22 protein-coding genes are annotated in these 23,790 nt (G+C 59.6%); 11 read left to right on the top strand and 11 right to left on the bottom strand.

The features are described 5' to 3' along the window. Nucleotides 1-20 precede the first annotated feature (20 nt). Nucleotides 21-2,594, top strand: a complete 2,574-nt coding sequence (locus MTX36_RS27455; protein WP_374230555.1) for a rhomboid family intramembrane serine protease — start codon at nt 21-23, stop codon at nt 2,592-2,594. A gap of 51 nt (nt 2,595-2,645) precedes the next feature. On the opposite strand, the gene MTX36_RS27450 is transcribed toward MTX36_RS27455, so the two are convergent. The 3 genes from MTX36_RS27450 to MTX36_RS27440 are packed head-to-tail and all read right to left on the bottom strand — an operon-like array spanning nt 2,646 to nt 6,057. Further along, nucleotides 2,646-3,518 (bottom strand): ABC transporter ATP-binding protein, encoded by an 873-nt coding sequence (locus MTX36_RS27450; RefSeq protein ID WP_243622824.1) that lies wholly within the window; start codon nt 3,516-3,518, stop codon nt 2,646-2,648. Continuing rightward, nucleotides 3,515-4,609 (bottom strand): iron chelate uptake ABC transporter family permease subunit, encoded by a 1,095-nt coding sequence (locus MTX36_RS27445; RefSeq protein ID WP_243622823.1) that lies wholly within the window; start codon nt 4,607-4,609, stop codon nt 3,515-3,517. The genes MTX36_RS27450 and MTX36_RS27445 overlap by 4 nt, the downstream gene beginning before the upstream one ends. Next, nucleotides 4,606-6,057 carry an iron ABC transporter permease gene (locus MTX36_RS27440; protein ID WP_243622822.1) on the bottom strand — a complete coding sequence of 484 codons (1,452 nt, stop codon included), beginning with the start codon at nt 6,055-6,057 and terminating at the stop codon, nt 4,606-4,608. The genes MTX36_RS27445 and MTX36_RS27440 overlap by 4 nt, the downstream gene beginning before the upstream one ends. A 223-nt stretch (nt 6,058-6,280) precedes the next feature. Between MTX36_RS27440 and MTX36_RS27435 the strand changes: the two genes are divergently transcribed. Both MTX36_RS27435 and MTX36_RS27430 read left to right on the top strand, forming a co-directional pair. Then, a complete protein-coding gene (locus MTX36_RS27435; RefSeq protein WP_243622821.1) occupies nt 6,281-7,033 on the top strand; it encodes a hypothetical protein in 753 nt (250 codons plus the stop codon). 258 nt (nt 7,034-7,291) lie between these two features. Continuing rightward, nucleotides 7,292-7,720 (top strand): PaaI family thioesterase, encoded by a 429-nt coding sequence (locus tag MTX36_RS27430; RefSeq protein WP_094272916.1) that lies wholly within the window; start codon nt 7,292-7,294, stop codon nt 7,718-7,720. 69 nt (nt 7,721-7,789) lie between these two features. Here the strand turns inward: MTX36_RS27430 and MTX36_RS27425 are convergent, their stop codons facing one another. Together MTX36_RS27425 and MTX36_RS27420 are read right to left on the bottom strand one after the other, a co-directional pair. Then, complete coding sequence (locus MTX36_RS27425; protein WP_243622820.1) at nt 7,790-9,187, bottom strand: NAD(P)/FAD-dependent oxidoreductase; 1,398 nt, start codon at nt 9,185-9,187, stop codon at nt 7,790-7,792. Between the two features lie 974 nt (nt 9,188-10,161). Further along, on the bottom strand, nt 10,162-10,311 hold the full coding sequence (locus MTX36_RS27420; RefSeq protein WP_243622841.1) for a hypothetical protein: 150 nt from the start codon (nt 10,309-10,311) through the stop codon (nt 10,162-10,164). Nucleotides 10,312-10,429: 118 nt separating this feature from the next. Between MTX36_RS27420 and MTX36_RS27410 the strand changes: the two genes are divergently transcribed. Genes MTX36_RS27410 through galE form a run of 5 tightly spaced genes read left to right on the top strand, consistent with a single transcriptional unit; the run spans nt 10,430 to nt 15,853 of the window. Next, a complete protein-coding gene (locus tag MTX36_RS27410; protein WP_243622819.1) occupies nt 10,430-12,526 on the top strand; it encodes a glycosyltransferase in 2,097 nt (698 codons plus the stop codon). 29 nt (nt 12,527-12,555) lie between these two features. Further along, complete coding sequence (locus MTX36_RS27405) at nt 12,556-12,828, top strand: PqqD family protein (RefSeq protein ID WP_243622818.1); 273 nt, start codon at nt 12,556-12,558, stop codon at nt 12,826-12,828. Nucleotides 12,829-12,831: 3 nt separating this feature from the next. Beyond that, nucleotides 12,832-13,713 (top strand): hypothetical protein, encoded by an 882-nt coding sequence (locus MTX36_RS27400; protein WP_243622817.1) that lies wholly within the window; start codon nt 12,832-12,834, stop codon nt 13,711-13,713. Further along, nucleotides 13,692-14,822, top strand: coding sequence for a nucleotidyltransferase family protein (locus tag MTX36_RS27395; protein ID WP_243622816.1), 1,131 nt, complete (start codon nt 13,692-13,694; stop codon nt 14,820-14,822). The genes MTX36_RS27400 and MTX36_RS27395 overlap by 22 nt, the downstream gene beginning before the upstream one ends. Beyond that, nucleotides 14,819-15,853, top strand: a complete 1,035-nt coding sequence (gene galE, locus MTX36_RS27390) for a UDP-glucose 4-epimerase GalE (RefSeq protein WP_243622815.1) — start codon at nt 14,819-14,821, stop codon at nt 15,851-15,853. The genes MTX36_RS27395 and galE overlap by 4 nt, the downstream gene beginning before the upstream one ends. A gap of 175 nt (nt 15,854-16,028) precedes the next feature. Here galE and MTX36_RS27385 read toward each other — a convergent pair whose 3' ends face one another. Beyond that, on the bottom strand, nt 16,029-16,301 hold the full coding sequence (locus MTX36_RS27385) for a hypothetical protein (RefSeq protein ID WP_243622814.1): 273 nt from the start codon (nt 16,299-16,301) through the stop codon (nt 16,029-16,031). A 200-nt stretch (nt 16,302-16,501) separates the two neighbouring features. Between MTX36_RS27385 and MTX36_RS27380 the strand changes: the two genes are divergently transcribed. Continuing rightward, nucleotides 16,502-17,257 carry a metalloregulator ArsR/SmtB family transcription factor gene (locus MTX36_RS27380; protein WP_243622839.1) on the top strand — a complete coding sequence of 252 codons (756 nt, stop codon included), beginning with the start codon at nt 16,502-16,504 and terminating at the stop codon, nt 17,255-17,257. 639 nt (nt 17,258-17,896) lie between these two features. On the opposite strand, the gene MTX36_RS27375 is transcribed toward MTX36_RS27380, so the two are convergent. The 3 genes from MTX36_RS27375 to MTX36_RS27365 all read right to left on the bottom strand — a co-directional run bounded on the left by MTX36_RS27375 (nt 17,897) and on the right by MTX36_RS27365 (nt 19,983). Then, nucleotides 17,897-18,475, bottom strand: a complete 579-nt coding sequence (locus MTX36_RS27375; protein WP_243622813.1) for an RES family NAD+ phosphorylase — start codon at nt 18,473-18,475, stop codon at nt 17,897-17,899. Nucleotides 18,476-18,544: 69 nt separating this feature from the next. Continuing rightward, complete coding sequence (locus MTX36_RS27370; RefSeq protein WP_243622812.1) at nt 18,545-19,141, bottom strand: hypothetical protein; 597 nt, start codon at nt 19,139-19,141, stop codon at nt 18,545-18,547. 68 nt (nt 19,142-19,209) lie between these two features. Then, nucleotides 19,210-19,983: an alpha/beta fold hydrolase gene (locus tag MTX36_RS27365; RefSeq protein ID WP_243622811.1), complete on the bottom strand. Its 774-nt coding sequence runs from the start codon at nt 19,981-19,983 to the stop codon at nt 19,210-19,212. Nucleotides 19,984-20,208: 225 nt separating this feature from the next. Between MTX36_RS27365 and MTX36_RS27360 the strand changes: the two genes are divergently transcribed. Beyond that, entirely contained in the window at nt 20,209-20,667 is a 459-nt protein-coding gene (locus MTX36_RS27360) for a MarR family winged helix-turn-helix transcriptional regulator (protein WP_243622838.1), read from the top strand. On the opposite strand, the gene MTX36_RS27355 is transcribed toward MTX36_RS27360, so the two are convergent. Next, nucleotides 20,634-21,641, bottom strand: coding sequence for a hypothetical protein (locus tag MTX36_RS27355; RefSeq protein ID WP_243622810.1), 1,008 nt, complete (start codon nt 21,639-21,641; stop codon nt 20,634-20,636). The two genes, MTX36_RS27360 and MTX36_RS27355, sit on opposite strands and share 34 nt — an antisense overlap. Next, nucleotides 21,623-22,537 (bottom strand): hypothetical protein, encoded by a 915-nt coding sequence (locus tag MTX36_RS27350; RefSeq protein WP_243622809.1) that lies wholly within the window; start codon nt 22,535-22,537, stop codon nt 21,623-21,625. The genes MTX36_RS27355 and MTX36_RS27350 overlap by 19 nt, the downstream gene beginning before the upstream one ends. A 247-nt stretch (nt 22,538-22,784) precedes the next feature. On the opposite strand from MTX36_RS27350, the gene MTX36_RS27345 reads away from it, so the two are divergent. Further along, nucleotides 22,785-23,246, top strand: a complete 462-nt coding sequence (locus MTX36_RS27345; RefSeq protein WP_243622808.1) for an antitoxin Xre/MbcA/ParS toxin-binding domain-containing protein — start codon at nt 22,785-22,787, stop codon at nt 23,244-23,246. Nucleotides 23,247-23,790 lie beyond the last annotated feature (544 nt).

The raw sequence follows: 23,790 nt of genomic DNA, 5'->3' as shown, positions 1-23,790 counted from the left end.
CAGAAAGTAGCCGCACGTTGATGAAGATCGACAGTTCCCCGGAATTAGCGAGTCCAACGAACCGCCTGGCCGGGTACGTCGGCAAAGTCGGTCACATCGTTCGCTTCGGTATCCGAGATGCTCCGATGACCACATCGCTGGTCATTGTCATGTGGGTATTGGGCGCGGTAACCGGAAGCCTCGTGCATGGACCGTCGCGAGCCCTTGCCTATCACATCGCGACCGGGATGGGTTCGCTGCAGCACGGACGGATCTGGACACCGCTCACGTCCGCGTTGTGGGAAGGCAACCTGCTGCGATACATCGGAGCGACGATCCTGTTGTTCGTCGTTGCGGCACCCCTCGAGCGCCGCATGGGTACTCGGAAACTGGCCATCGCAGCCGTCAGTACCCAGATCCTCGGAGTCATACTCGGACTGGGATGGGCATCGCTTGCGAAAGTCTTCGACTCCAGTTGGGGTTTCCGCCTTCACGTCGGAATAGCCGTGGGGGCCAGCGCCTGGATCGTCGGCGCATTGATGGTCGCGAGTGCAAACATGGGGACGCTGTGGCGTCGACGCATTCGCGTCGGCATTCTGGCGCTGACCATCACGCTGGCCTTGTTCAGTGGTCAGTTACAAGATGTGATCCGATTGTGCTCGGGGGTTGTCGGATTGGTGATCGGTGCGTGGATCGTGGGCAGATCTGCCCGTGGCGATCGGATCGTGGGAACGCAACGTGAAGGCCGGGTGCTGGTTGCCATCGTGGTGGCGGCCAGCGCGATCGGCCCGATGATTGCCGCTCTGTCGCCTCAAGCGGTCGGTCCGCTCGCCGTTCTCCGCGATCTGTTTCGCGGAGTCCCCTGGACGGTGTCCGAGGTGCGGGACCTGTGCGCCGAGTCGGCCACCGACCCCGACTGTCGGCGAGGACTGTTGGAACTCCGACTTTCCGGCGTCGGCCCGACCCTGCTTTCGTTGATGCCGTCGATCTTCGTGCTCGTACTGAGCGACGGATTGCGCCGCGGACGACGATTCGCGTGGATCGCCGCGGTCTGCGCTCAGGTAGTACTGCTGATTCTCTCGATCGGTAACTTCGTTGTCCGCTTCATCGAGGCTGCCGACAGTGACAGCTTGTTCTACGGCATCGGGGATCCCAACGTGTACCGGACTCTCGTGCCGTTCCTTACACCACTGTTCGTGTTGATCATGCTGATTTTCACGCGGCGGTATTTCGACGTGGCTGCCCCGGTCAGGACCTACCGCAAACTGGGTGTCTCGCTATTGGCACTCATGGCGGGTTTGATCGTCGTCTACGTCGGGGGTGGGATGCTGGCGCGGCACGGATTCGACCGTGAGCCCACCGTACTAATGCTTCTCGCAGATTTTCCCCAACGACTGGTGCCACCGGTGTATCTGCAGTTGGTCAACCCTCGCCTCCTGCCCGTCGACGTCGAAGCGACGTTGCTCTTCGAATGGACCGGCGTCGTATTCTGGGTCGCCGCATCGATTCTGGTGTTCGCGACGCTCTTGAAACCTGCCAATGAAATCGATCCACGAGCAACTGGCCGTGCGCGAGCGATGTTGCGCGCCGGCACCGGCAGTCCGCTGTCCTGGATGACGACCTGGAAAGGTAATTCGTACTGGTTCAGTTCCGACGGTTCCAGCTACGTTGCGTACCGCGTCGTCGTCGGCGTCGCACTCACGACTGGTGATCCGGTGGGTCCGCCGGATCGGATGCGACGGACGATCGAGGAATTTGCCGAGTTCGTGTCCGACAACGGATGGATCCCGTGCCTGTACTCGGTTACGGACGATGTGCGGGCAATCACCGATTCGATGGGCTGGAGTGGCCTCGAGGTCGCGGAGGAGACTGTCCTTGATCTCGGAGAGATCGCATTCACCGGCAAACGCTTCCAGGATGTCCGAACCGCCCTGAATCGGGCGAAGAAGACCGGCATCACGGCCGAATGGATTCGATTCCCCCACGCACCGCTGGCGATCAAGGACCAGATCGTAGCGATTTCCGAGGAATGGGTCGCAGATAAGGGAATGCCGGAGATGGGTTTCACCCTCGGCGGACTCGACGAGGTCGACGACGATGAAGTGAGATGTCTGGTCGCGCTCGACGAGGAACGCACCGTCCACGGAGTGACGTCCTGGCTGCCGGTGTACCGAGACGGTCAGATCGTCGGCTGGACCCTCGATTTCATGCGACGCCGCGCCGAAGGCTTCCGCCCGGCCATGGAATTTCTGATCGCGTCGGCCGCCCTCACACTCGAAGAAGAGGGAGTCGAGTTCCTCAGTCTCTCCGGTGCGCCACTCGCCAAGGTTGCCTCGGATCGAGAGGCAAATCTCGACGAGCAGGATGCGACGACGCTCTCGGCAGTGATGGACAACGTCCTCGACCTCTTGGGCCGCACGCTCGAACCGGTATACGGGTTCCGCTCACTTCTGGCCTTCAAATCGAAGTTCCAGCCCAGATACGTCCCGATGCACATGGTGTTCGCGGATCCCGCTGCTTTGCCGAGTATCGGCAACGCAGTCGGGCGGGCGTATCTGCCGACGGTATCTCTCGGTCAGGGAGTGAAGTTGGTGCGGACTATCCTGGGCCGCTGATCGAGCGAACGTACCTCTCGGTCGATCAGCGGCGCCGAGAGGTACGTTCGCTTATACCGAGGTGTGGGAATTCGTGTGCCGCGCAACCGGACCGCCGACCGTGCCGAATACATGCCGGGTTCCGATCGGGACGATCAGCGGCCGATCCGATACGGGATCGTCGATCACCACGGCCTCGAGGCCGAACACCTCCAGGAGAAGTTCCGCCGAAATGATGTCCTTGGGAATGCCCGCGGCGACAACGGCGCCGTCGCGCATGACGATCAGGTGGTCGCTGTAGCGCACAGCGAGGTTGAGGTCATGCAAGATCATGACAACGGTTCGGCCCATTTCCTCGTGCAACTGATCCACGAGGTCAAGGACTTCCATGGAGTGTGCAAGGTCGAGATACGTCGTCGGTTCGTCCAGCAGAAGGATGTCGGTGCCCTGAGCCAACGCCATCGAGATCCAGGCCCGCTGACGCTGACCACCGGAGAGTTGATCGACAGGGCGATCCGCCAGATCGGACACTCCGGTCAGTTCGAGGGCCCGAGCTACCTCGCCCTCGTCGTCGGCGGACCATTGGCGGATCCACGATTGGTGAGGATGTCGTCCGCGCGCGACCAAGTCTGCGACAGTCAGTCCCTCCGGTGCTACCGGGGTCTGGGGAAGCATGCCGAGGATCCGCGCAACTTCTTTGGTCTTCATGGAACTGATTGCCTTGCCGTCCAACACCACTGACCCACTCTTGGGCTTGAGTAGGCGCCCCAGAGCTCGAAGGAGTGTGGATTTCCCGCAACCGTTGGGGCCGATGACCGTCGTGATCACACCGGTCGGGATCTCGAGATCGAGTCCGTCGACGATGATGCGATCGCCGTAACCGAGAGTGAGATTTTTTGCGACAAGCCGCGACGGTGCGTCGACGGACGTGGACATGGTGGTCATCCCGTGACCTTTCGATTGTTGCGGACCAGAAGGTAGATCAGGAACGGTCCACCAAGTGCTGAGGTGACGATGCCGACGGGCAGTTCCACCGGAAGAATTGTTCGAGCGATCACGTCACTGCCGACAACTAGCACGGCACCGGTCAGTGCGGACGCGACAATCGGGGGACCAGCCGATCGCACCAGACGCATCGCGACCTGCGGCGCGGCCAAGGCCACAAAACCCACGGGGCCGGCGGCTGCAGTCGCGATTGCGGCCAGTGCCACCGCCGAGAGTAGAAGTTTGGCCTGCGACGACTGAAGTCGCACGCCCAGCGACGTTGCATTGTCTTCACCCAATCGCAGGGCGCCCATCGTGAACGATGCGATGACGGCGTATCCGCCGACTACCAGGAGAGCAATTGCGACCGGCCACATCTGGTTCCAGCTCGCGCCGTTGAGAGACCCGTTCAGCCACACCTGTGCGCGTGACGCGTCGTTGATATCTGCGGAGATCAGGAGCCAGCGGGTGGCCGCGACCAACATGGCGTTGATACCGATGCCGATGAGGATCAACCGGAATCCTTCGACACCTTTGCGCCACGCCAGCGTGTAGATAACGACCGCGGTGATGAGGCCGCCGGCCAGAGCTGCCAGCGGAATGCCGAGCGTCGAAAACAGGCCCACAAACGATCCGCCGCCGCCCAGGACGATCAGAGCGACTGCGGCTGCACTGGAACCAGCGGTGATACCGAGGATATCGGGACTTGCCAGGGCGTTCCGGGCAATCGTCTGAGTGATGGCTCCGGCGATAGCGAGTGCCATTCCGATGAAAAGTGCGGTGAGCGCACGGGGCATGCGCATGTCGAGAACGATCAGATTCTGCGTCTTCGAGCCGTTTCCGAGGAGCACTGAAATGACATCCGGGATCGAGATCGGGTAGTCACCGCGTCCGAGATTGATACAGAGCAGCAGGAACAGGGCGACCACGAGCGCCAGGCACACCGCGACCGGCAGTGGGCGGTACACCAGCGAGAACGAACCGAGACGAAGAGCTTTGCGAGAGGGAACGGTTCGGGGCAGGACTCGACGTTCGTTGTGGGTGAGCGTCACAGGCTGGCCAACTTTCTGCGGCGTACGAGTGCAATGAAGAACGGTGCACCGAAGATGGCAAGAATGATTCCGACCTGCAGTTCACCCGGGCGGACGACAACCCGGCCGACAACGTCGGCGGTGATCAACATGATCGCGCCGAGCAAACCTGCGTAGGGCACGAGCCAGCGGTAGTCGGGACCGGTGATGGCGCGTGCGACGTGGGGTACCACCAACCCGATGAAGGCGATCGGACCGCACGCTGCGGTGGCGGCACCCGTGAGCAGGGTGATCGCGACGATGCCGAGTGTCCGACTGAATGCGATGTTGGTTCCGAGTGCCCGAGCCACGTCGTCGCCGAGGCTCAGAACGTTCAGGCCCGGCGTGCTCGCGAGTGCGATCACCAAGCCGAGTATCAGGAAGGGAAGGACTTGCCACAGCACGTCGAATCCTCGACCGGATACCGAACCGACCACCCAGAAGCGGTAGGCGTCCAAGCTGGTCTGATCGAGAATGATGACGGCATCGGTCATCGCCTGCAAGAAGAACGCGACCGCAGCACCGGCGAGTGCCAGGCTCAGCGGACTGGAACCGCCGCTACCGATCGAGGACAACCCGAATACGACGACGCTCGCGGCAAATGAACCGGCAAACGCGAACCACATGTACTGACTCGGAGCCGTGAAACCGAAGAAGTAGATAGCCAGGACTACGAAGAACGCGGCGCCGGCGTTCAATCCGAGTAGGCCGGCATCGGCGAGGGGGTTGCGCGTATGACCTTGAATGAGCGCACCGGCAATACCGAGTGCAATGCCGACAGCCAATCCCAGGGCTGTTCGGGGGGCACGCAATGTGCGGACGATGATGTCGGTCTGCGAGCCTTCCGAACTGAAGATCGCGTGAAAGATCTCGGCGAACGTCAACGGTCGCGCCCCGACCGCGATACTGGCGAGCATCACGAGTAGTAACAGGATCGCCAGTATGGCGAGCCCGGCAAGTCTGCGGCGCCTCATGGTGCCGGCGCTGTTGTCCCGCTCGAGTTCTTCGAATCCTTCGTCGCGCGCAGTGCTTTCGCGAACAACTTCGATTCCGGCTCGATTGAACGGGCGTAGGAGCGCGCGACGAGGTCCGATCGGCTGCTTCGTCGACGCGTCACGGGTGGTCAGACCGACCCAGCCTTTGCCTGACGTCCGGCCGGTGTTGCCTTCGCGGAATCCGAGATTCCAGATCGCCAACCCGAGCGCGGCGGCGATGGCTGTGCCACCGAATACTGCTCGGTCGGCTTCACCGCCGCCGTTCGCGTCACGCAGTGACGAGACGACGTACCAGCCGATCAGTAGAGGCAACGCGAAGATGCCGGCGTCGAATGCGGCGGCGAGTACACGCAGACGAACAGGTGCGGGTCCGCGCGGGACGATACGTCGCCCGTAGGTCTCGCTGGGCCCGGGAGGTCGTTCGTTCCGGGGCATGTCGGTCATGGTCACTGGTGGATCGAGCTCCTGGTCTTTGCTCGCAGGGGATTCGAATCTTAGGTTACGGAACCCTATGAAGCCGGGGTCGGTGCGGGTTAGGTTCGGATCTGATCCGGGTGCTCAGGGTCACAGCAATCAATTTCTTGAATTATGGTGAGGCTAACCTATGTTAAACGGGCAACATAACTTCGGCGAATTGGAGCGCATGGTGACCATGACCATGACCACCCAGCATGTGCAGTCACGAGATCTCGACCTCCGAACTGACGCATTCGCTTGCACATGCGCCCGGCTGCGGGCCCTCAACCGTGACTACCCGCGGGTCTACGCGGTGGCCGCGATGGCAGGCGAAGGAAAACGGCGGTGGTGGAAACTGAGCACCGGCTTGGAGTCGGACCGAGTGGACCACTTGCTGGCGAGATCGTTGCAAGACCTCGGCAATCGCGAAGCTGCCGCAATGCAAGTGGCAACGTCGTTGATCCATGCCGTCGTCGGCAGGGTAGCGGCGTCAATCGTGGCAGACGGATCCGCCTGGGACCCGGGCCTGGAGAATCTCTGGATCCACATGGACAGTGACAGTGGCATCGATTGGGCCGGTATCACTGACGAAACACTGCGCGTTGCTCCCGGAAGCTCCCAATACGGCCGCGATGGGGTTGTTGAAATGCCCTGCGAGGCGGCGTTGTCCATCTGGGTAGCGCATCGATGCCTGACGTCGCTTCGCGCGGTGCACGGCGCGGTGTCGCGGCGTGCACCCATCGACTCCGTCCGATTCTGGGGTCTGGTCGGGGAATCGATCTTGGGTGCGACTGCCTATGTGCCCATCCTTGCGGGTGGAGGCGAAACTGCGGCGTGGCGACGTGGACAGGGATTGCTCGACGCATTTGTCGACGCCGGAGTTCCCGTGCGGACGCGTCGAAAGGCGGCTGGTTTGCGTCCTCGTTGGCGAACGTTCGACGAAGCCCTTGCGTAATTAGGTAAACCTTGCCTATGCTTGGGTGGCACGGAGCGGGAGTTACAAGCCCGCACGGTGCAATCAACTGCCGGACCGCGCCGGAGTCCTGAGGGCTGCAGAGACTCCCGGTCCTTCCCACGGCGGGTTTCGCATCACACGATGCGGAGCCCGCCGGTTCCTGTTTCCGGACCTGAGTCCAGGCTCGAGTAGCTACTCGTGTAGGCAAGTAGTCAGCGGCAGCCACTCCGGCGCCGCGGAACCCCAGATGGAGAAGGCATGGCCGACACAGCTGACATTGCCGAATTGAAGAACTTGTTGGGAACCGGCTTCGACGCCACCATCGGCTTGGAATACACCGAAGTGACACCGGACCGCGTCCGCGCACAGTGGACCGTCAAGCCCACGTTGCATCAGCCCGCCGGGATTCAGCATGGCGGCGTGTATTGCTCCGTTGTGGAGTCACTGGCCAGCATCGGCGGCACTGTGTGGCTGGGGGAGCGCGGGCATGTTGTCGGCGTTAACAACAACACCGATTTCTTGCGGGCAACCCGCGAAGGAACTCTCACCGCCGAGGCCAACCCGATCCACCGCGGTCGGACATCCCAGTTGTGGGAAGTCCGCATCAGCGACGAGAGCGGCCGGCTGGTCTCCAAAGGACAGGTTCGTCTGGCAAACATCACCGATACGGCAGCGATCGGAAACTGACGCTGATCGGCTGAAACACGAGAACGGCGGCGGACTTGATTCCGCCGCCGTTCTGTCCAGCTGAGGATCTCAGCCAGCTGCCTTTTCTTGCTTGTCAGCAGACTTCTCAGTCTTGATATCTGACTGTTTCTTTTGGTGTTTCTCCAACTCGCCCATGGCATTTCGAGCAAACACCTGCTGTTCCGTCGACGCCATCTGAGCCCGGCCGCGACCGAAGAACGTCACGACCCACGACAGAATCGTGGAAGCGCGGGAGCGGAAGCCGACCAGGTACAGCAAGTGAATGGCAAGCCACGCAACCCAGCCGATGAAACCGCTGATTTCAAGTTTGCCGACCTTTGCCACCGCGCTGAAACGCGAAATGGTCGCCATGCTGCCCTTGTCAAAGTACTTGAACGGCACCCGCGTCGTCGGCGCTTGTCCGTCGATCTCGGCTTTGATCTGCTTGGCGGCGTACTTGCCGCCCTGCATCGCGACCTGCGCCAAACCGGGCAACTTGTCTAACGACATCATGTCACCGACAACAAATACATTGGGATGACCAGGCAACGACAGGTCCGGATTGACCATCACACGACCAGCGCGGTCAGTTTCGCCGCCACTCTGCTCAGCCAACTGCTTGCCGAGAGGGCTGGCCTGAACGCCGGCCGACCACACCTTGCACTGCGACTCGATGCGGCGCAGCGTGCCGTCCTTCTCCTTGATGATCAGCCCGTCGTTGTCGACGTCGGTGACCATGGCATCCAACTGGATCTCCACGCCGAGGCCCTCGAGCGTTTCCGCTGCTTTACGGCTCAACTTGCCGCCGTAGACCGGAAGAACTGCCGACGCACCATCAAGCAAGACAACGCGAGCTTCACGTGGATCGATCTTGCGGAACGCACCGTCGAGAGTGCGCCGCGACAACTCCGCGATCTGACCGGCCAACTCCACACCCGTCGGGCCGGCGCCGACAACAACAAACGTCAGTAACCTGGCGCGCTCGGCAGGATCGTCGGAAAGCTCAGCCTGTTCGAAGGCGCCGAGAATGCGACCGCGAAGCTCGAGAGCATCGTCAATCGTCTTCATGCCGGGGGCGAACTCAGCAAAATGGTCGTTTCCGAAGTACGACTGACCGGCACCCGCGGCAACTATCAAACTGTCGAAGGGAGTGACGGTGACGCGCTCCAAGAGCCGTGATGTGACAGTTCGGTTTTCGAGGTCGATTGTCTCGACCTCACCGAGCAGCACCTGGGCATTTTTCTGCTTGCGCAGGACGAGCCTGGTAGCGGGAGCGATATCGCCCACCGAGAGAATTCCGGTAGCTACCTGATAGAGGAGCGGCTGGAAAAGATGGTGGGTGGTACGCGCGATCATCGTGATGTCAGCATCAGTCTTCTTGAGAGCCTGAGTGCCGAACAGTCCACCGAAGCCGGAACCAATCACCACAACTCTGTGGCGGTGCGATTCAACCGACTGGATGCTCATTCCATGCTCCTCGAGTTGTAGACGACGGGTCCTACGGTAGTCCCACGAGCGCTCAGGTTCTCTGCGAGTTCACAGGTGTCCACCTTGAGCGGAATCGATCCAGTAACAAGCCGGCGACTCCCCACCGTGATCATTTCGTGCAGGGAGTGGCCAGATTGCGGTCCGCGGTGGACTACTGCCGAATCGACAAGATAAACAGCGCAATACATCCGCCCACAAAAACCAGAATCGACAATGCGACCGACGCGTAGCCGACGCCTACACCGATTGATGCCCAATCCATGTGCTCACCCTCTCATTCATTTCGAACTGATGGTTCGATCACATCACCGTACTGATGCCTCGACGGAATCGACAGCGAGAGTCCGGTGCGGCGCGCCGCGTACTCCTGATTCGAATTCGAGGCGACTTCAAGGATGGGTGACAATAGTCACGAAAGTCTCGTCTTGAGGTGAGTGAAAGCTCCCCAGCAGCATGTAGGTGCACCTTCGGGACTGGCATAACTGGGAGTTAGCACCGATCAAACCTCAAGGTCGTAACATACGGTAAAAACGTGCAATTTGGCATAAATCGGACGAAAAACAGACCGAAGTTCGGCAAGTGTGCTCGAATAGTTACTCAGAGAATGCTAGGTTTCTGCCAGTTCGTCACGATCCGTGCTTCGGCACTCGAGACCCCAGGGACAACGTTATGAGCAACGACGCATTTCAGAATGTGCCGGTCGGTCGCCGGAAGTTCGTCAAGACGGTACTAGCCGCATCGGCAGTTTCGGTTCCGATTGTGACGTCCATCAGTTTGGGAGGTGCTGCACCAGCTTTCGCTTCGGGCGACACTCCCAACCTGTCTGGTGTTCCGAATCGCGGCCAGGGCCAGGGCCAGAACGGCCAAGGCGGACAGTCGGGCGATGGTGGAAACGGGACAGGCCAAGGCGGTAATGGCGGCCAGGGAAATGGCGGCGGGGGGACCGGACCCGGTCAGCCCGGAGATTCGGGGTCGTCGGGTAGTTCAGGTTCCTCGGGTAGCTCGGGATCGTCGGGTTCCTCGGGTAGCTCAGGGTCGGGATCTGGTAGCTCGGGTAGCTCATCAGGTTCAGGCGGCACCACTGCGCCCCCAGTCGAGCACACTGAACCGACTGAACCGACTGAATCGACAGAGCCCACGGTGCCGACTGAACCGACGGTTCCCCCAACGGATCCGACAGAGCCGACCTAGTAACCAGCCTGCAGCGAAGGGCAAATCACGATGAGTGAGTTCGATATCGCGCTGCACCGTGCTCTGAAGCTTCTTCAGAGCACGGACGCAGTGGAGGTTCAGGAGACACCGCCCCATGGAGAGTCCGTAGATCTCACGATTGCAATCGCGACGTACGACGATTTCGACGGCGCGTACTTCACGATCCATTCGATATTGACTCACCATCGTGAAGTTCTCGATCGTGTCGAGTTCGTACTGTTGGACAATTTCCCTGAGGGGTTGCCGGCGCCGATACTGGAGTCGTTCGCGAAGTACATTCCGCGGTTTCGGTACATTCCGTTCACGGATGTTCGGTCCACCGCGGTCCGAGATATTCTGTTCCGCAAGGCAACTGGAAAGTATGTACTCGTTCTCGACTCTCATGTGATTTTGGCTCCCGGATCACTGGCGTCGTTGTTGGCCCATTTCGATGCCGATCCCGACACCGACGATCTGATTCAAGGTCCAATGCTGTCGCAGGATTCTTCCCACATTGCGGCTACCCACATGGAACCTCGGTGGAAGCGAGGCATGTTCGGTGCCTGGGGTGTGGACCCCCGGGCCAAGGAAAACCCCGAGGTTCCCTTCGAGATCGATATGCAAGGGTTGGGTTCGTTTGCGTGCCGTCGCGGTGCCTGGCCGGGGTTGAACGCGCACTTCACCGGATTCGGTGGTGAAGAAGGTTACATTCACGAGAAGTTCCGCATCAATGGCGGAAAAGTGATCTGCCTGCCGAATTTCCGTTGGTTGCATCGATTCGAACGGCCGTCGGGCGTCCCGTACCGCATCAATTGGCCGGATCGGATTCACAACTACCTGCTGGGCTGGCAAGAGATCGGTTGGGACGTCGAATCCATCCACCGCCAATTCTCGATGTTTCTGGAAGGCTCCTATCCCAGCATTCGTCGGCAAGCTGAGTTGAGTGTACAGAAGCCTGAACTCGCTTTCGGCGGAATCCTGGTACTCAGTGATGATCGTCGAATCGCTCCGTGGCGTTCGTGTCTGGGAGAAGCCGAGTCGATCGAGTTGGCGATCCACCGCATGCTGCCGGCAGACGAAACACCGGATATGTGGCGGGTTACCAGTGCATTCGTCTCCGGTATCGACAAAGCGATTCTGTTGGGTTGGAAGTCGGTGGTGTTCCTGACGGAGGACACTGTGCTTGACGGTGCGCTCGCATACAAGCTCAGAAATATCGCTGACGATCTTGCAAGCGGTGTAGACAGTGCCGTCATCCATTCAGGGGGCGATGACCATGCAAGCTATGCGTTGATCGTGCGTGAGATGGCCTACCGGCGTCTGCGTGATCAGCTGTCCGAAATGATCGCAGGCACTGAAATTTCGGAATTCGGCCTGCCGGCATGGTTGCTCGCTGAGGATGCCGTTGACATTGAACTGAATCAGCCTCTGGCACTAGCGAGAACCGCTCTGTCGACTGATGAAACGTCGATGTCGGCTGAGTCAATCGCGACGGTCGGCGTGGTCGTGGTGAACCTCGACGCCGATATCGACAGATGGCATTCGTCGTGGCGGACATTCAATCAACTTCGGAATCTTGCTGAGGTAGTGAGGCTTTCGGCGTCCGAGGACCGTGCTAACCCGGACGTCGGATTCGCAGCGTCCTGGCGCCGTGCGATTGCTCTGGCAGCGGAAAAGGAGTGGGGTTCAGTTCTCGTCACCGCCGACGACGTCGACTTGCTGGATGTGTCCAGTTCGATCCTGGAATCGGCGCGTACCGAACTCGAACATAGTTCGTGGGATGTGGTGCAGTTGGGGCACGATGCAAAATCTCGCAGTGGTTCATTGCTCGACGGATCGTCGCTGATCCGTACCGCTTCCCAAAACCGTGGCGGTCACGCCGTTCTGGTCCATTCACGTGCGTTCGAGCGGATTCTCGACTCCATTCCCGACCCGAATTCGGATGTCGAGGGATATACGACGTGGGCTGGGCGCTACCACACCATCGGCGATTTCTTGGTTGACGGCAACGTCGCCGGTACGTTGACGTGCTGCTCGCTTTCACCGGGAATCGCCACCAACCGTGACTTGCTCCGCGCCGGCGCGGTTGAGGCCGACTACTCACGACGATTCACACTCGGCCATTAACAGTCCACCGACAGATGCAGGGAGATTCCGTGACCGAGTTGCTGGTAGATACGAGACCTCGTCGCTCATCGAGCGTCGAATCTAACGACCTCACCGACGGTGTTGTGTTGTACGACAGTTCCGTCGAGATTGCGCATCATCTCAATCCTGTCGCGACGTTGGTGTGGGAGTTGTGTGACGGGCGGACCGTCGGCAACATCGTCAACGCGGTTGTCGAGGTCTTGGAGATCCCCGTGATCGAAGCAGAGTCCATCGTCAACGAAACGCTCGGACAATTCATCACCTCCCGTTTGTTGGTGTGAATCGTGGTGAATGCACACGGAGCCCAGGAAATCCGCGCGCGTTACCTGTGGGTTGATGCCCTTGTCACCGGGACGTTGATACCCGAGGTCGGCGTCATCGACCATAAGCTCGCGAGCCCGTGGTCTGCCGATCAACGGGTTAACGCGAACATAATGCCGAATGAATCCGCCTCGGATCGCTGGGACGTGACGATTGATTCCACGATCGAAACAGACACGGAGACCCTGATCGGTCTCGACGGTCTGCATATCGCTGAGAGCATCTATCGCACAGTTCACCGGGATGTCATGTCGGCCGCTCGCGTCGAAGGGTGGACGCGCTTACATGCGGCTTTGGTTGATTGCGGCGGGGTGCGAGTGGCGATTGCCGGGCATTCAGGTGCCGGCAAGACCACTTTGGCTCTAGCACTGGCGCTACGGGGCGCTCAGCTTCACTCGGACGAAGGGATCTTCATTCGAGGGCAAGCTGCAGTAGGGCTACCGCGGCGGATACACATCAAGGCCGGAACTTTCGACGTTCTCCCCGAGATCCGTGCGCTCGAACTACTCCCTCTGCCGTACGAACCGCCGGTCTGGGCGCTCGATCCCACAACACTGCCGAATCCACCATCCGCCGCGTCAGCCGTACGCGGCATCGACGTGTTGTTGATTCTCGACGGGTGGGGGGACAGTGAGACAGCCATCCAGCCGATGCCCACGGCGGCGGCTTTGCAGTCGCTAGCTGAGCAGTCTGCATTGTGGTCCGACAGCCATGGTCTGACTTTGCGAAACATCGCCGCCTTGCTGTCGAACACCGCCTGCTACAGCCTCACTCGGCACCATGCTGATACCGGGGTCGCTTCCGTCGACGAATTGGTGGCGTCATGCGCGACACGCGGTACTTGATTGCGATGCTCGATCCTGCCGGTGGGCCAGACCTGATCCGTTCATATTCCGCCGAGGACTGGCCCCGGCTCATCGACGCAGCCGCCCGGCACAAAGTCTTGCCACTTCTGGCTGCCGCAGCGGTCGACGCCGGATTCGCGTCGACCTTACCGACAAGTTTCGCGAAGATGCTCGCGGAATCCACGTCCTCCGCTTCGAGTCCTGAATTAACCTTGAGTCTGGTCCATCACCGCAATGCGCTCCGTATCGCGGACTTGGAATCCCAGCGAGTCGAGTTGCAGGAGATGCTGCGAGGCAAGGGATTTCCGACAGTTGCGCTCAAAGGTGCGGCGCTTCTCGAATGGAAGGTCTGGCCCAATCCCGCGGCGAGGCGGATGACCGACATCGACCTCCTGGTCATCGATCCTGCTCACGCGGTGCCCGCCAACGACGCGATCATCGACTTTGGCTACCGGATGGTTCTCGCCGACGAAGTAGACAGTGATTCCATCGATCATGACGATCACCAGGAACCGGCACTGCTCCGCGACGACCGTCACGGGTCCGTCGAGATCCACTCGCATCTGCTCCCACGCTTTGCTCGTCATGCACTGACAAGGGAGATAGCCGCCCAAGGAATTTCCGCTACATCGGGATCGTCCACACTGTCAGTCGCCGATGTCGCACTTCACATCATCGCGCACGCACGGCTTGCCGATCGCGCTCTGATTCGCGCCGACCCTGCACTGAACAGCGTTTTCGATGTGGGTTACCTACTGGTGTTCGATCCGTCGCTTGTCGAGCAACTGGTGCGGCGCCCGTTGCCTCGTGATGTCCGCCGAGCAGTGACCGCACACCTGGCAGCGGTGGAATCGGTGTTCGGACGCCATGACCTGGGTACTACGCGTTCCGCGCGGCTGTGGTGGCGTTGGACGTTGTGGTTGGCGGATCGTTCACGCCTGCATTCACTTTACCGCGACGTCGTGATGGTGCCGTTGTTCCTCGATCGGGACAGGCTCTCCGTCAGAGAAGGCCGCGACCTACACGGACTGGCATTGGCACGCGCCCGCCTGTCACATTTCACCCGACGTGCGCGTATTGCGTTCGGAGATGCCGGGGGAGCAGCGTGAAGGTACTCATCACCGGCGGTGGCGGATTCATCGGAAGCACCATTGCGTCGAGATGCGCTGACGCCGGAATCGATGTCGTGATCCTCGACAACCTGGTGACAGGCCGAATCGAATTCGCACAACGCTTCCCGTTCTATCGGGGAGACATCGCGGACGAGGCACTTGTCGACACAATCTTTGTCGAGCATCCCGACATCGAGGCAACCGTTCACTGCGCAGCGCTGATCGTCGTCGGAGACTCCGTAACCAGCCCGGTGGCGTACTACGACAACAACGTGGTCAAGGCGCTCACACTGATCTCGAGTTTGCTCCGCAACGGGTGCACGCGATTCCTGTTCAGCTCGTCGGCCGCGGTGTACGCCTCCGACGACGGAGGATGTGTCGAAGAACGCTCGGTTATTGCCCCACAGAGTCCCTACGCGCGCAGCAAGGCGCACTTCGAATCGATGCTCGCGGACATCGTTGCAGCAACCAACTTGTCGGCCGTGTCGCTTCGATACTTCAACCCGGTGGGGACAGATCCGGAATTGCGCAGCGGACTGCAATCGGCGCGTCCGACGCATGCTCTGGGGAAACTCTTCGAAGCACATACGACAGGCACACCTTTCGCTGTCGCTGGAACGGACTGGCCGACGCGAGACGGCTCCGGAGTACGCGACTACGTCCACGTCTGGGATCTTGCCGACGCGCATATCCGCGCATTGGAACGGTTCGATCGGATTACAGCCGACTCGACCCGCACCACCGTCGTCAATCTGGGAAGCGGACGGGGGACAACGGTGTGGGAACTGGTCCGAGCCTTCGAAGAGGTGCTCGGACACGCCGTCGTAGTCAGGACGTCATCGAGACGACCGGGAGACACTGCCGGCGCCTATGCGTCGAACACTCTCGCAGCCCAGCTACTCGGATGGGTGCCCTCGCGCACCCTCGAAGCGGGGATTGAGGACACCGCGCGCTGGTTGGCCGTACGTGAGAGTCGATTGACTTGGAGTACTTTTCACGACGCACACCTGCACGGACACCACGTCTGATCTGGGTAGCCTTCGTAGGGGGTCGGCGAAGACCTACGATCCCTACGCGATCGAAACAGAACGGTCGACGAGTAGACGTCGACCTCGGCACGGTCCTGCTTCTTTCAGACAGTTGGGCTCCCGGGCGCTTCCTGGGTCCGGTTCAGAATTCTCGCTGCGCGGTGGTTTTCGGTCCTCATTGCAATGGTGCTGCCATATATTCCGAGCTTTGGCGAGGTCTGGCGATCATGGCGGTCAAGCAGCCGAGGAGTGCGAGGATTGCCGCGACGGACATGGCCCATGAGGTGCTCGCGTTGTCGACGATGAGCCCGCGGCCGAGGGTGCCTACCGCGATGCTGAGGTTAAAGACACCGGACCAGAGTGCGGCGGTCAGCTCGACACGCCTGGGATCGGCGATACGAACCCGGGACTGCGTGGAGACCGAGACGCTGCCGTAGCCAACCCCCAAAGAACGAGCACAACCATGGTCCCGACAATGCTGGTGGTCACCAGAGGTATATCGACCGACACCGTCGATCAGCGCATATCAAGAGGTTCGCGAGGCGAACCTAGACGTTGTTGATAGTTCGGACTATTTGGTCGGTTATCTGATGGTAGACATGCAGGTATTTAACTGCATATTATCGATGTATGGCGTCATCGATCGACATGGTCTTCAAGGCTTTGGCCGACCCGACACGGAGGTTCCTGCTCGATTGCCTCCGGGTGGACAACGGACAGACGCTGGGGGAGCTGTGCGAACGCGTCGCAATGACGCGGCAGTCAGCAACACAGCACCTCGCCGTGCTCGAGGCGGCAAATCTGGTGAGCACCGTCCGACGAGGCCGGGAAAAGCTTCACTACCTCAATCCCGTTCCGCTCGAAGATATTCGGGAACGGTGGATCGATACGTTCGAACATTCACGACTGAACACACTCAGCGACATCAAACGACAAGCGGAGGCCCACATGACTACCAAGCCCACCTACAAGTACGTCACGTATATCGAGAGTTCGCCCGAGGCGGTCTGGCAAGCCATTACCGATGCCGACACCTCGGCGTCGTACTGGGGCCACAGCAATGTCTCGGACTGGAATGTCGGCTCCTCGTGGGAACATCGCCGGATCGACGGGTCCGGCATCGCCGATATCGTCGGCACGGTAATCGAGAGCGAACCGCCACACCGACTGGTCACGACTTGGGCAGCGTCCGACGGTAGCGGCGACACCTCGTCGCAAGTGACCTTCACGATCGAACCCTTCGGCGCGATTGTGAGGCTCACCGTTATGCACGAGAACCTCGTCGACGAGGGGGAGTACAACGATATTTCCCAGGGTTGGCCGGCGGTTCTGTCCAATTTGAAGTCACTCCTCGAAACCGGGCACGTACTACCCGACACTCCTTGGGAGATGCCTTCGAACTGATGAGCGAATGTCGGTGTAGGGTCATCCCGCGTTCGAAGTAGATCGAAAGTCTGCCCGAACGCCGAGAAACCCTTTCCATGTTCGGAGTGTCAAATATCAGTCAACTACGGAAACATGAAGTTTCCCGAATCTCGGGAAGCGGTCTTAGTTCGCACCATTGCAAACCAGACACTCACAACCTCACGCCCTCCAAACCAATTCACCGCTATCGCAAGGAGATCGGGGAGTCAGGTGGCGAACCCCGCTGAGGACACACTGGGGGGTGTCCTCAGCGGAAGGGCAAATATGCCGCTGGTGTGGAACTGCGGCAAGGGTAGAAGGGGGCGCTTTTCGTTTACTTCGTTGACATTGGGGGACTTTGGCGCTTTCGCTGCCGTCCCGCGAGGCGCCTCGGACACGCTAGCCGGCGCGGTTGGGAGAGTAGTCTCCTTGCGCAATCGAATCGCGATCAAAAAAGTGGCGGTCGACCCCAATGTGGTCAACATTCGAAGCAATCAATATCAGCGGGTGACGGAACCATGAAATTTTCCGAATCTATATCCTAGGTCTACAAGTACCAACGCGACTTCAGTCTCAGCATCAACACCACCTTTGCCACCACTAATGACTGCACAAATCTTCGACCCGCGGGGTGGGTGTTCAGATCGGCCCTAGCGCTGCATTGTGAGCGGTCAGCAGCGTGCCAAGTAGGTAGTGACCGTCGGCGCAGTCGAGTGGAATCAGCCCAGCGACGGCCTCGACGGCAGGATGAGAAGAAACGCTGGGGGAGTCGGACAGCATCCAAGACAGAGTGTTCTCATCGTGTCGGGGCCGATACTGTATTCCGTCGACATCAGGATTCGCTGCGAGTATTGCCGCAGCCCATCGTCGTGTGTGGAGGTATCCGGACGGATCGCATTTGGTCAGCCAAGCGCCGGCATTGATTCGCGCTGCACCCGTTCCCGTCAGGTCGACCACGTGCACCGGACGGACAGTCCGAAGCTCACTAAGTACCCGGTCGACAATCTGAGCACGCGGGATGAGGCGAGGGGAATGATTCACCGGCAGGTTCCGGCACAGCGTCTCGCCCACCGCTGCGGCTGGGCTGTCGCCGAGATAGAGATATGAGTACGAACCGTCGATACTGTCGAAGCGGCCACCCACACGTACGCGAGGCCTCGAGATGGGGTTGAGATCCGCAGCGCCACGTGTTGCGCTGTGAATACGCCACAGTGACATACCGACAGGGATTGTGGTGATCAATGCAGGAGGTAGCGGCGAGGGTGGATCAGTGTAATCCAAATCCACTCAGCCCTGCGTCAGATCGTCGACCATATCGAGCAGATCCTGTTCATGCCCTCCCGTGACCGCGAGTTCGGCGGGCGAACGAGGGTCGTCGGCAAACGCAGTCGGATTCAGCCACCACGATGCGACGCCCCACGGATCATCTTTGGCGCCAAGGATCCGGTTGATCTGAGCGACGATCGGTCGCACCTTCTGATGTTCAGAGTCGAATTGGAAAGCTGGATAAAGCTTCTGCCCCGACGCCGGTAAGGCGATGACGGTACCGGTAGAGGTGAGTCGACTGGCTGTATTTCGACTTGTCGCAGATCTGCCCAGGACACGACTGACTGCAGTCGAGTCGAGCATCTCGTGCTCTTCGACAATCGAATTGAGTGCAGAGGCAACGATGCGGGTTCGGGCAACTGCGGCGGCGGCAGGATTCGCTACTGCGCACTCGTGCTGCAATGCCAGTGCAGGTCCCATAGCTAGAAGCGCAGTCACATCATCGCGCACTGGTCGCAGATTGGGTCGGCGTGAGAACTCCTCGGCAAGTAGCACCACAAGGTCCTGATCCGACAAGGCATGAATCGAATCACGTGCGCGGTCCCGGTCGACGAGCATGTCATCACCTCCAGTTGTGCCATCAGTGTACCGCGTACCTGCCGTGTCGGCGTGCAGGAGAGAACTTATTACGATCCGAGCGCAGAGCAGAGCGCTGCGTTGAGTTCAGCAGCCGGCAGCATCGGAAGGGTGTGGTGCGTCGCCGAATCGACAATCACTGTTCTGACGTGAGGAATCGAAGCCCGTACCAACGCTTCCAATCGTCGACTGTCATGAACCTTGCTTCGACCGGCAAGTATGACGGTGGTAGCGACGGACAACGAAGCAAGAGCCTTCTTGTCCGGGCGCTTCGGCACAATTGTTTTCGACTTCGGGAAGCTAGCTGCACCGAGAGCGAGCAGCGACAACCAGTCTTCGTCCAGTGACGCGCCATCGGTTTCCCATTCGATGAAGGCGCGTTCGCGCTTTTCGTTCGGACGCAAGAGGATTGGCAGCGCGTGCAGGAGGTACTGCGGCTTCATGCCCGCGAAACACGAGTTCGGGTCAATCAGCACTAGGCGATTCACGGCGTCAGGGTTACGTATGGCGCAGGCCAAGGCGATCATTGCGCCGTACGAGTGGCTGATCAGGCTGGGGGAGTCGAGCCCCAGACCGTCGATGACGCTCTCGAGCCAACTAATCAGGTCATCGACAGTCTTCACCGGCTTGCTGTGGGGGATACTGCGACCGGCGTCTCCGATCAGATCCACCGCGTAGACCCTATTGTGTGCGCTGAGCGCACTTGCATTGCCAAACCACACCGTCGAAGTCGCACCAGCGCCCGGGAGCAGAATCACCGGTGGGCCGTCCTGCGGGCCGCAGGTAATGACATGGGTTATGCCGTAATCAGATTCGAGTGCCATAGAAGCGGTTCCATCTGGCCACTTGGCAAGGACCGCGTCATAGGCGCGATGGAAAGCCTCACCAGCGCCTGTGGACGCAAACTGTTCGATCGATGATCTGGTCAACATTATCTCCATCTCATTTATCTCGATGATCGAGATAATAGACAATGGAACTAATTTCGTCGAGCAAAGGGAGTCGAAGTGACTGATCAGAAGAAGGCGCCGAGCGCCAGCGGACACGAGATGGTGCATCAACTACGCGCACTGGTGGTGCAGCTGGACTTGTTCGGCGCGGAGTTCGCGACTCAACACCGACTCCACGCCACCGATGTGCGTGCGCTGATCTGCCTTCTCGATGCCGAACGCTCTGGTCGCCATGCGACACCGGGATGGCTGGGCCAACAGTTGGGCTTGAACTCCGCATCCGTGACAGCCTTGATCGATCGCATGAACAAAAACGGCCTCGTAGAGCGCGAACGGGATGACAACGACCGCCGACGGGTGCTTCTCGGTGTTACCGACAGCGCGAAGGACCTGGGTTTGTCATTCTTCGGCCCCCTCATCGGGCACGCCATCGATGTCTTGGAAACCTTCACACCGCAGCAGTTGGAGACGATCGGTGAGTTCCTGACCAAGATGAGCACGGCGGTCGAGACCACACGCGCAGATCAGGCCGGTGCCCACAAACCGTCGGGGGAGTGACACCAAATTCTCATGTCGCCGAGAGCCAGGAAGTCATTGTTCAACCAATAGGTTGTGTCGGGGTCCCAGCCGGCAAGCACGGTCGCACCGGAATGTTCAGTGAGAGGGATCGTAATCCCTGGCGTCGAAAGATAACCCATCATCGTGAGGTGTACGGCGTCGTAATCGGCGACAACTCCGGTCCAATCCGGAATGAACCAGTCGTGATACTCACCAGTGGTGTACTGCCAGACTGAACGACGCGATGCGGCCACAGCGAGGGGATAAGTATCAACGAGGTGCGCCCAGTCGGCTGGGCTCGTGATCTCGTAGACCCGAGGCGCTCCCTGTACCTGCACTGGCCAGATACGCGCGTGTCCCCATCCGAAGCCGTCTTCTTCAAGTATGAGGTCCATCGCTCCGATGCATTCCCGTGATCGGGTCGTGCGATACACCCCGTCAGCGAGAGGTATCGACCACCATTCACTGCCATCCGTGTTGTCGGGATCCTCGATCAGATACTCGACGAACTTTGCTTCCTGGGCGACTGCACCTTCTCGCCACCGCTGCAGTCCGTCGCCCACCGGTTGAATGAGCAGCGGTAACTCGGCCACATCACGAGTCGAATTGAACTTCTGGACCAATCGCTGGTTGGCAAGGTCTACGGGCTCGGTCCACCAACTCGCAATTGCCGACGCCAACAACACCTCAGCAATTGGCTTCAAAACTGCGACGCTCTCCGGGCGTGCAAACACGATGTCTTCTTCGTCCGGCGTCTGCCAATACCGCGCGCAATCGACGGCATATGCCAGTGCATTGAGTATCTCGTTTTCGGGCAACTGCTCAATCGTTCGAACATCGACTTTCGCGAGGACATCCGGAAACGCAGGTCGGAGACCGCGATACGAACCATCGCCATTCATGCACGCATAGCCGATGTTCACGCAAAAGTGCCGGCCACGCGGCGAATTCAACATCAGCGAAACGGAATCCATGTGTCAACGCTAACTGGTAGCTTCTGCGGCGACGGAGTTGACGAGGCCTCTACCCACGGGCCGTCAGGCGAACGACGCCATTCCGTCATGGTGTCGCCGATAGTGATGAAGTCACTGCACAGCCAGTTCGTGACGTCGGGATTCCAGCCGGCAAGGACCGTGGCACCTGAGTGTTCGGCCAGAGGGATCGCGATTCCTGGAGTCGTGAGATAGCCGACCATAGTGAGGTGCACGGCGTCGTAATCGGCGACCACAGCGGTCCAATCCGGAACGAACCAGTTGTGATGCTCACCAGTGGTCTCGTGCCAGACAAACCGACGCCATGCCGGTATAGCGAGGGGATAGGCATCAACGAGGTGAGCCCAGTCTGCGGGACAGGTGATCTCGTAGATACGAGGCGTTCCATGGACACGCACAGGCCAGACACGTGGATAGCCAAATCCGGGGCTATCTTCTTCAAGCATCAGTTCCATCGCGCCGATGCCATCGCGTTCTCGCGTCGTGTCATATACGCCATCAGCCGCCGGGATCGACCACCATTCGCCGCCGATATTCCTGTCAGGATCCGCCTTCACGTATTCGACGAACTGTGCTTCGTAATCCAACATGTGGGCGTGCCAGCGTTCGAGGCTGTCCCCGATTTGACGAATGCGCAGGGGCTCCGCGGGCGAGTCAGGAATCGATTCGAATTTCTGCACCACTCGCTGGTTGGCGAGGTCGACTGACTCACTCCACCAACTGGTGTGCGGTGACTCCAAGATCGCTTGGGCAATGGGCCTCAAAGACTCTACGATTTCCGGGTGAGCGAAGATCAGGTCTTCTTCGTCCGGCGCTTGCCAGTAGCGAGCAAAATCCACGGCATATGCCAACGCGTTGAGTATCTCGATTTCGGACAACTGTGAAATCGCTCGAACATCGACTTTCGCGAGTACATCAAAAACATCGCGTCGAAGACCGCGATACGAACCATCGCCGTTGGTGCAGACAAAGCCGATGTTCGCGCAAAAGTACCGACCCCGCGGTGAATTCAACATCAGCGAGACGGTGTCCATTAGTCAAAGGTAACCGTACGGTCCTGCATTTCGGGGTCAGCGACATAGTGTGGGTATGTGGTCATGGTCCATCGTGCATGGAGGAAGTCTGATGACATTGAGTGGGAACGACGACCTGGACGAAGAATCGTGGGGGACTGTGCCCACTCGAACTGAAGCGTTCGAAGCGATCGTTGGGAATTTAGCAAACCAGTACGCTGCTCGGCAGGCTATCGCTGCCACCGGCCTGACGTGTAAACAAGCCGCACACCTACTGGGTATCCGCGAACAGGCAATCACAGCCAAGATCGACGAGGGCAAGTTGATTGGCCTTAAGCGGGGACGCGAATGGCGTTTACCGGCTTGGCAATTCGTGCCGGACAATGCTTCCGGAATTGTTCCACGCCTGGACACGCTACAAGCCGTATTTCCTGGTGGGCCGGTGAGCTTGTCGGCCTGGATGAACAAGCCGAGCAATGAGTTCGCCGGCCGAACGCCGCTACAGGAGCTGCTTGCACACGGCCCGGACGGAGTTGTGGCGCATGCGCAGCGCCTCACTGGTTCAGCATGGTGAATCGCTGAGGTCGCCGCATCGACCGACGTCTACAGTTCGTCGGCAGTAATTTCGTCGGGGCGACCACTACGGGAGTTATGGCAGCCAAGGCATCGAGCGCCGCAAGTTGCGGGTAGCTTTCGCGTCGGATCCATCGTCTGTAATCGTCATTCCAGTAGCTCACCGCTCGTTGAACAGTGATTTCCAAGAATCTGGGGTTGTCCCTGATGAACTGAACGTAGGCAGCCTGGAGTTGAGGATGTTGCGGCAACGTGGACGTGATGAATTCAAGGACATCTTGACCAATTTCGATCACATAGTCACCACAAAGTTGGATGACGAAGGGGATTGTCCACTGTGCATCTGATTCGAGGAGTTGCCGAAGTGCTTTCTGTCGAACTCTGCCGTCGTGATGTCTCGACATCCAAGCTGCGAGAACTGTCAACGGCATCTGAATTTTGACCCCTTTCCGGCATCTGAAAATTGACCCCTGCATGCGTTTATGCGATCAGGTCTCGGTGTTCCGGTCGGTCATCGGACGGCCGAGATCACGATCCTTGAGGCG

The organism is Rhodococcus sp. ARC_M6 (genome assembly GCF_022810305.1).
Classification (GTDB): Bacteria; Actinomycetota; Actinomycetes; order Mycobacteriales; family Mycobacteriaceae; genus Rhodococcus_F.
This window is presented reverse-complemented; position numbering and strand designations above follow the sequence as displayed.

Bases quoted from the DNA above. Each gene is read 5' to 3' on its own strand.
- MTX36_RS27455 (WP_374230555.1), top strand. From the start codon at position 21: ATGAAGATCGACAGTTCCCCGGAATTAGCGAGTCCAACGAACCGCCTG.
- MTX36_RS27450 (WP_243622824.1), bottom strand. From the start codon at position 3,518: ATGACCACCATGTCCACGTCCGTCGACGCACCGTCGCGGCTTGTCGCA.
- MTX36_RS27440 (WP_243622822.1), bottom strand. From the start codon at position 6,057: ATGCCCCGGAACGAACGACCTCCCGGGCCCAGCGAGACCTACGGGCGA.
- MTX36_RS27435 (WP_243622821.1), top strand. From the start codon at position 6,281: ATGACCACCCAGCATGTGCAGTCACGAGATCTCGACCTCCGAACTGAC.
- MTX36_RS27430 (WP_094272916.1), top strand. From the start codon at position 7,292: ATGGCCGACACAGCTGACATTGCCGAATTGAAGAACTTGTTGGGAACC.
- MTX36_RS27425 (WP_243622820.1), bottom strand. From the start codon at position 9,187: ATGAGCATCCAGTCGGTTGAATCGCACCGCCACAGAGTTGTGGTGATT.
- MTX36_RS27410 (WP_243622819.1), top strand. From the start codon at position 10,430: ATGAGTGAGTTCGATATCGCGCTGCACCGTGCTCTGAAGCTTCTTCAG.
- MTX36_RS27395 (WP_243622816.1), top strand. From the start codon at position 13,692: ATGCGCGACACGCGGTACTTGATTGCGATGCTCGATCCTGCCGGTGGG.
- MTX36_RS27380 (WP_243622839.1), top strand. From the start codon at position 16,502: ATGGTCTTCAAGGCTTTGGCCGACCCGACACGGAGGTTCCTGCTCGAT.
- MTX36_RS27375 (WP_243622813.1), bottom strand. From the start codon at position 18,475: ATGTCACTGTGGCGTATTCACAGCGCAACACGTGGCGCTGCGGATCTC.
- MTX36_RS27370 (WP_243622812.1), bottom strand. From the start codon at position 19,141: ATGCTCGTCGACCGGGACCGCGCACGTGATTCGATTCATGCCTTGTCG.
- MTX36_RS27365 (WP_243622811.1), bottom strand. From the start codon at position 19,983: ATGGCACTCGAATCTGATTACGGCATAACCCATGTCATTACCTGCGGC.
- MTX36_RS27360 (WP_243622838.1), top strand. From the start codon at position 20,209: ATGGTGCATCAACTACGCGCACTGGTGGTGCAGCTGGACTTGTTCGGC.
- MTX36_RS27355 (WP_243622810.1), bottom strand. From the start codon at position 21,641: ATGGATTCCGTTTCGCTGATGTTGAATTCGCCGCGTGGCCGGCACTTT.
- MTX36_RS27345 (WP_243622808.1), top strand. From the start codon at position 22,785: ATGACATTGAGTGGGAACGACGACCTGGACGAAGAATCGTGGGGGACT.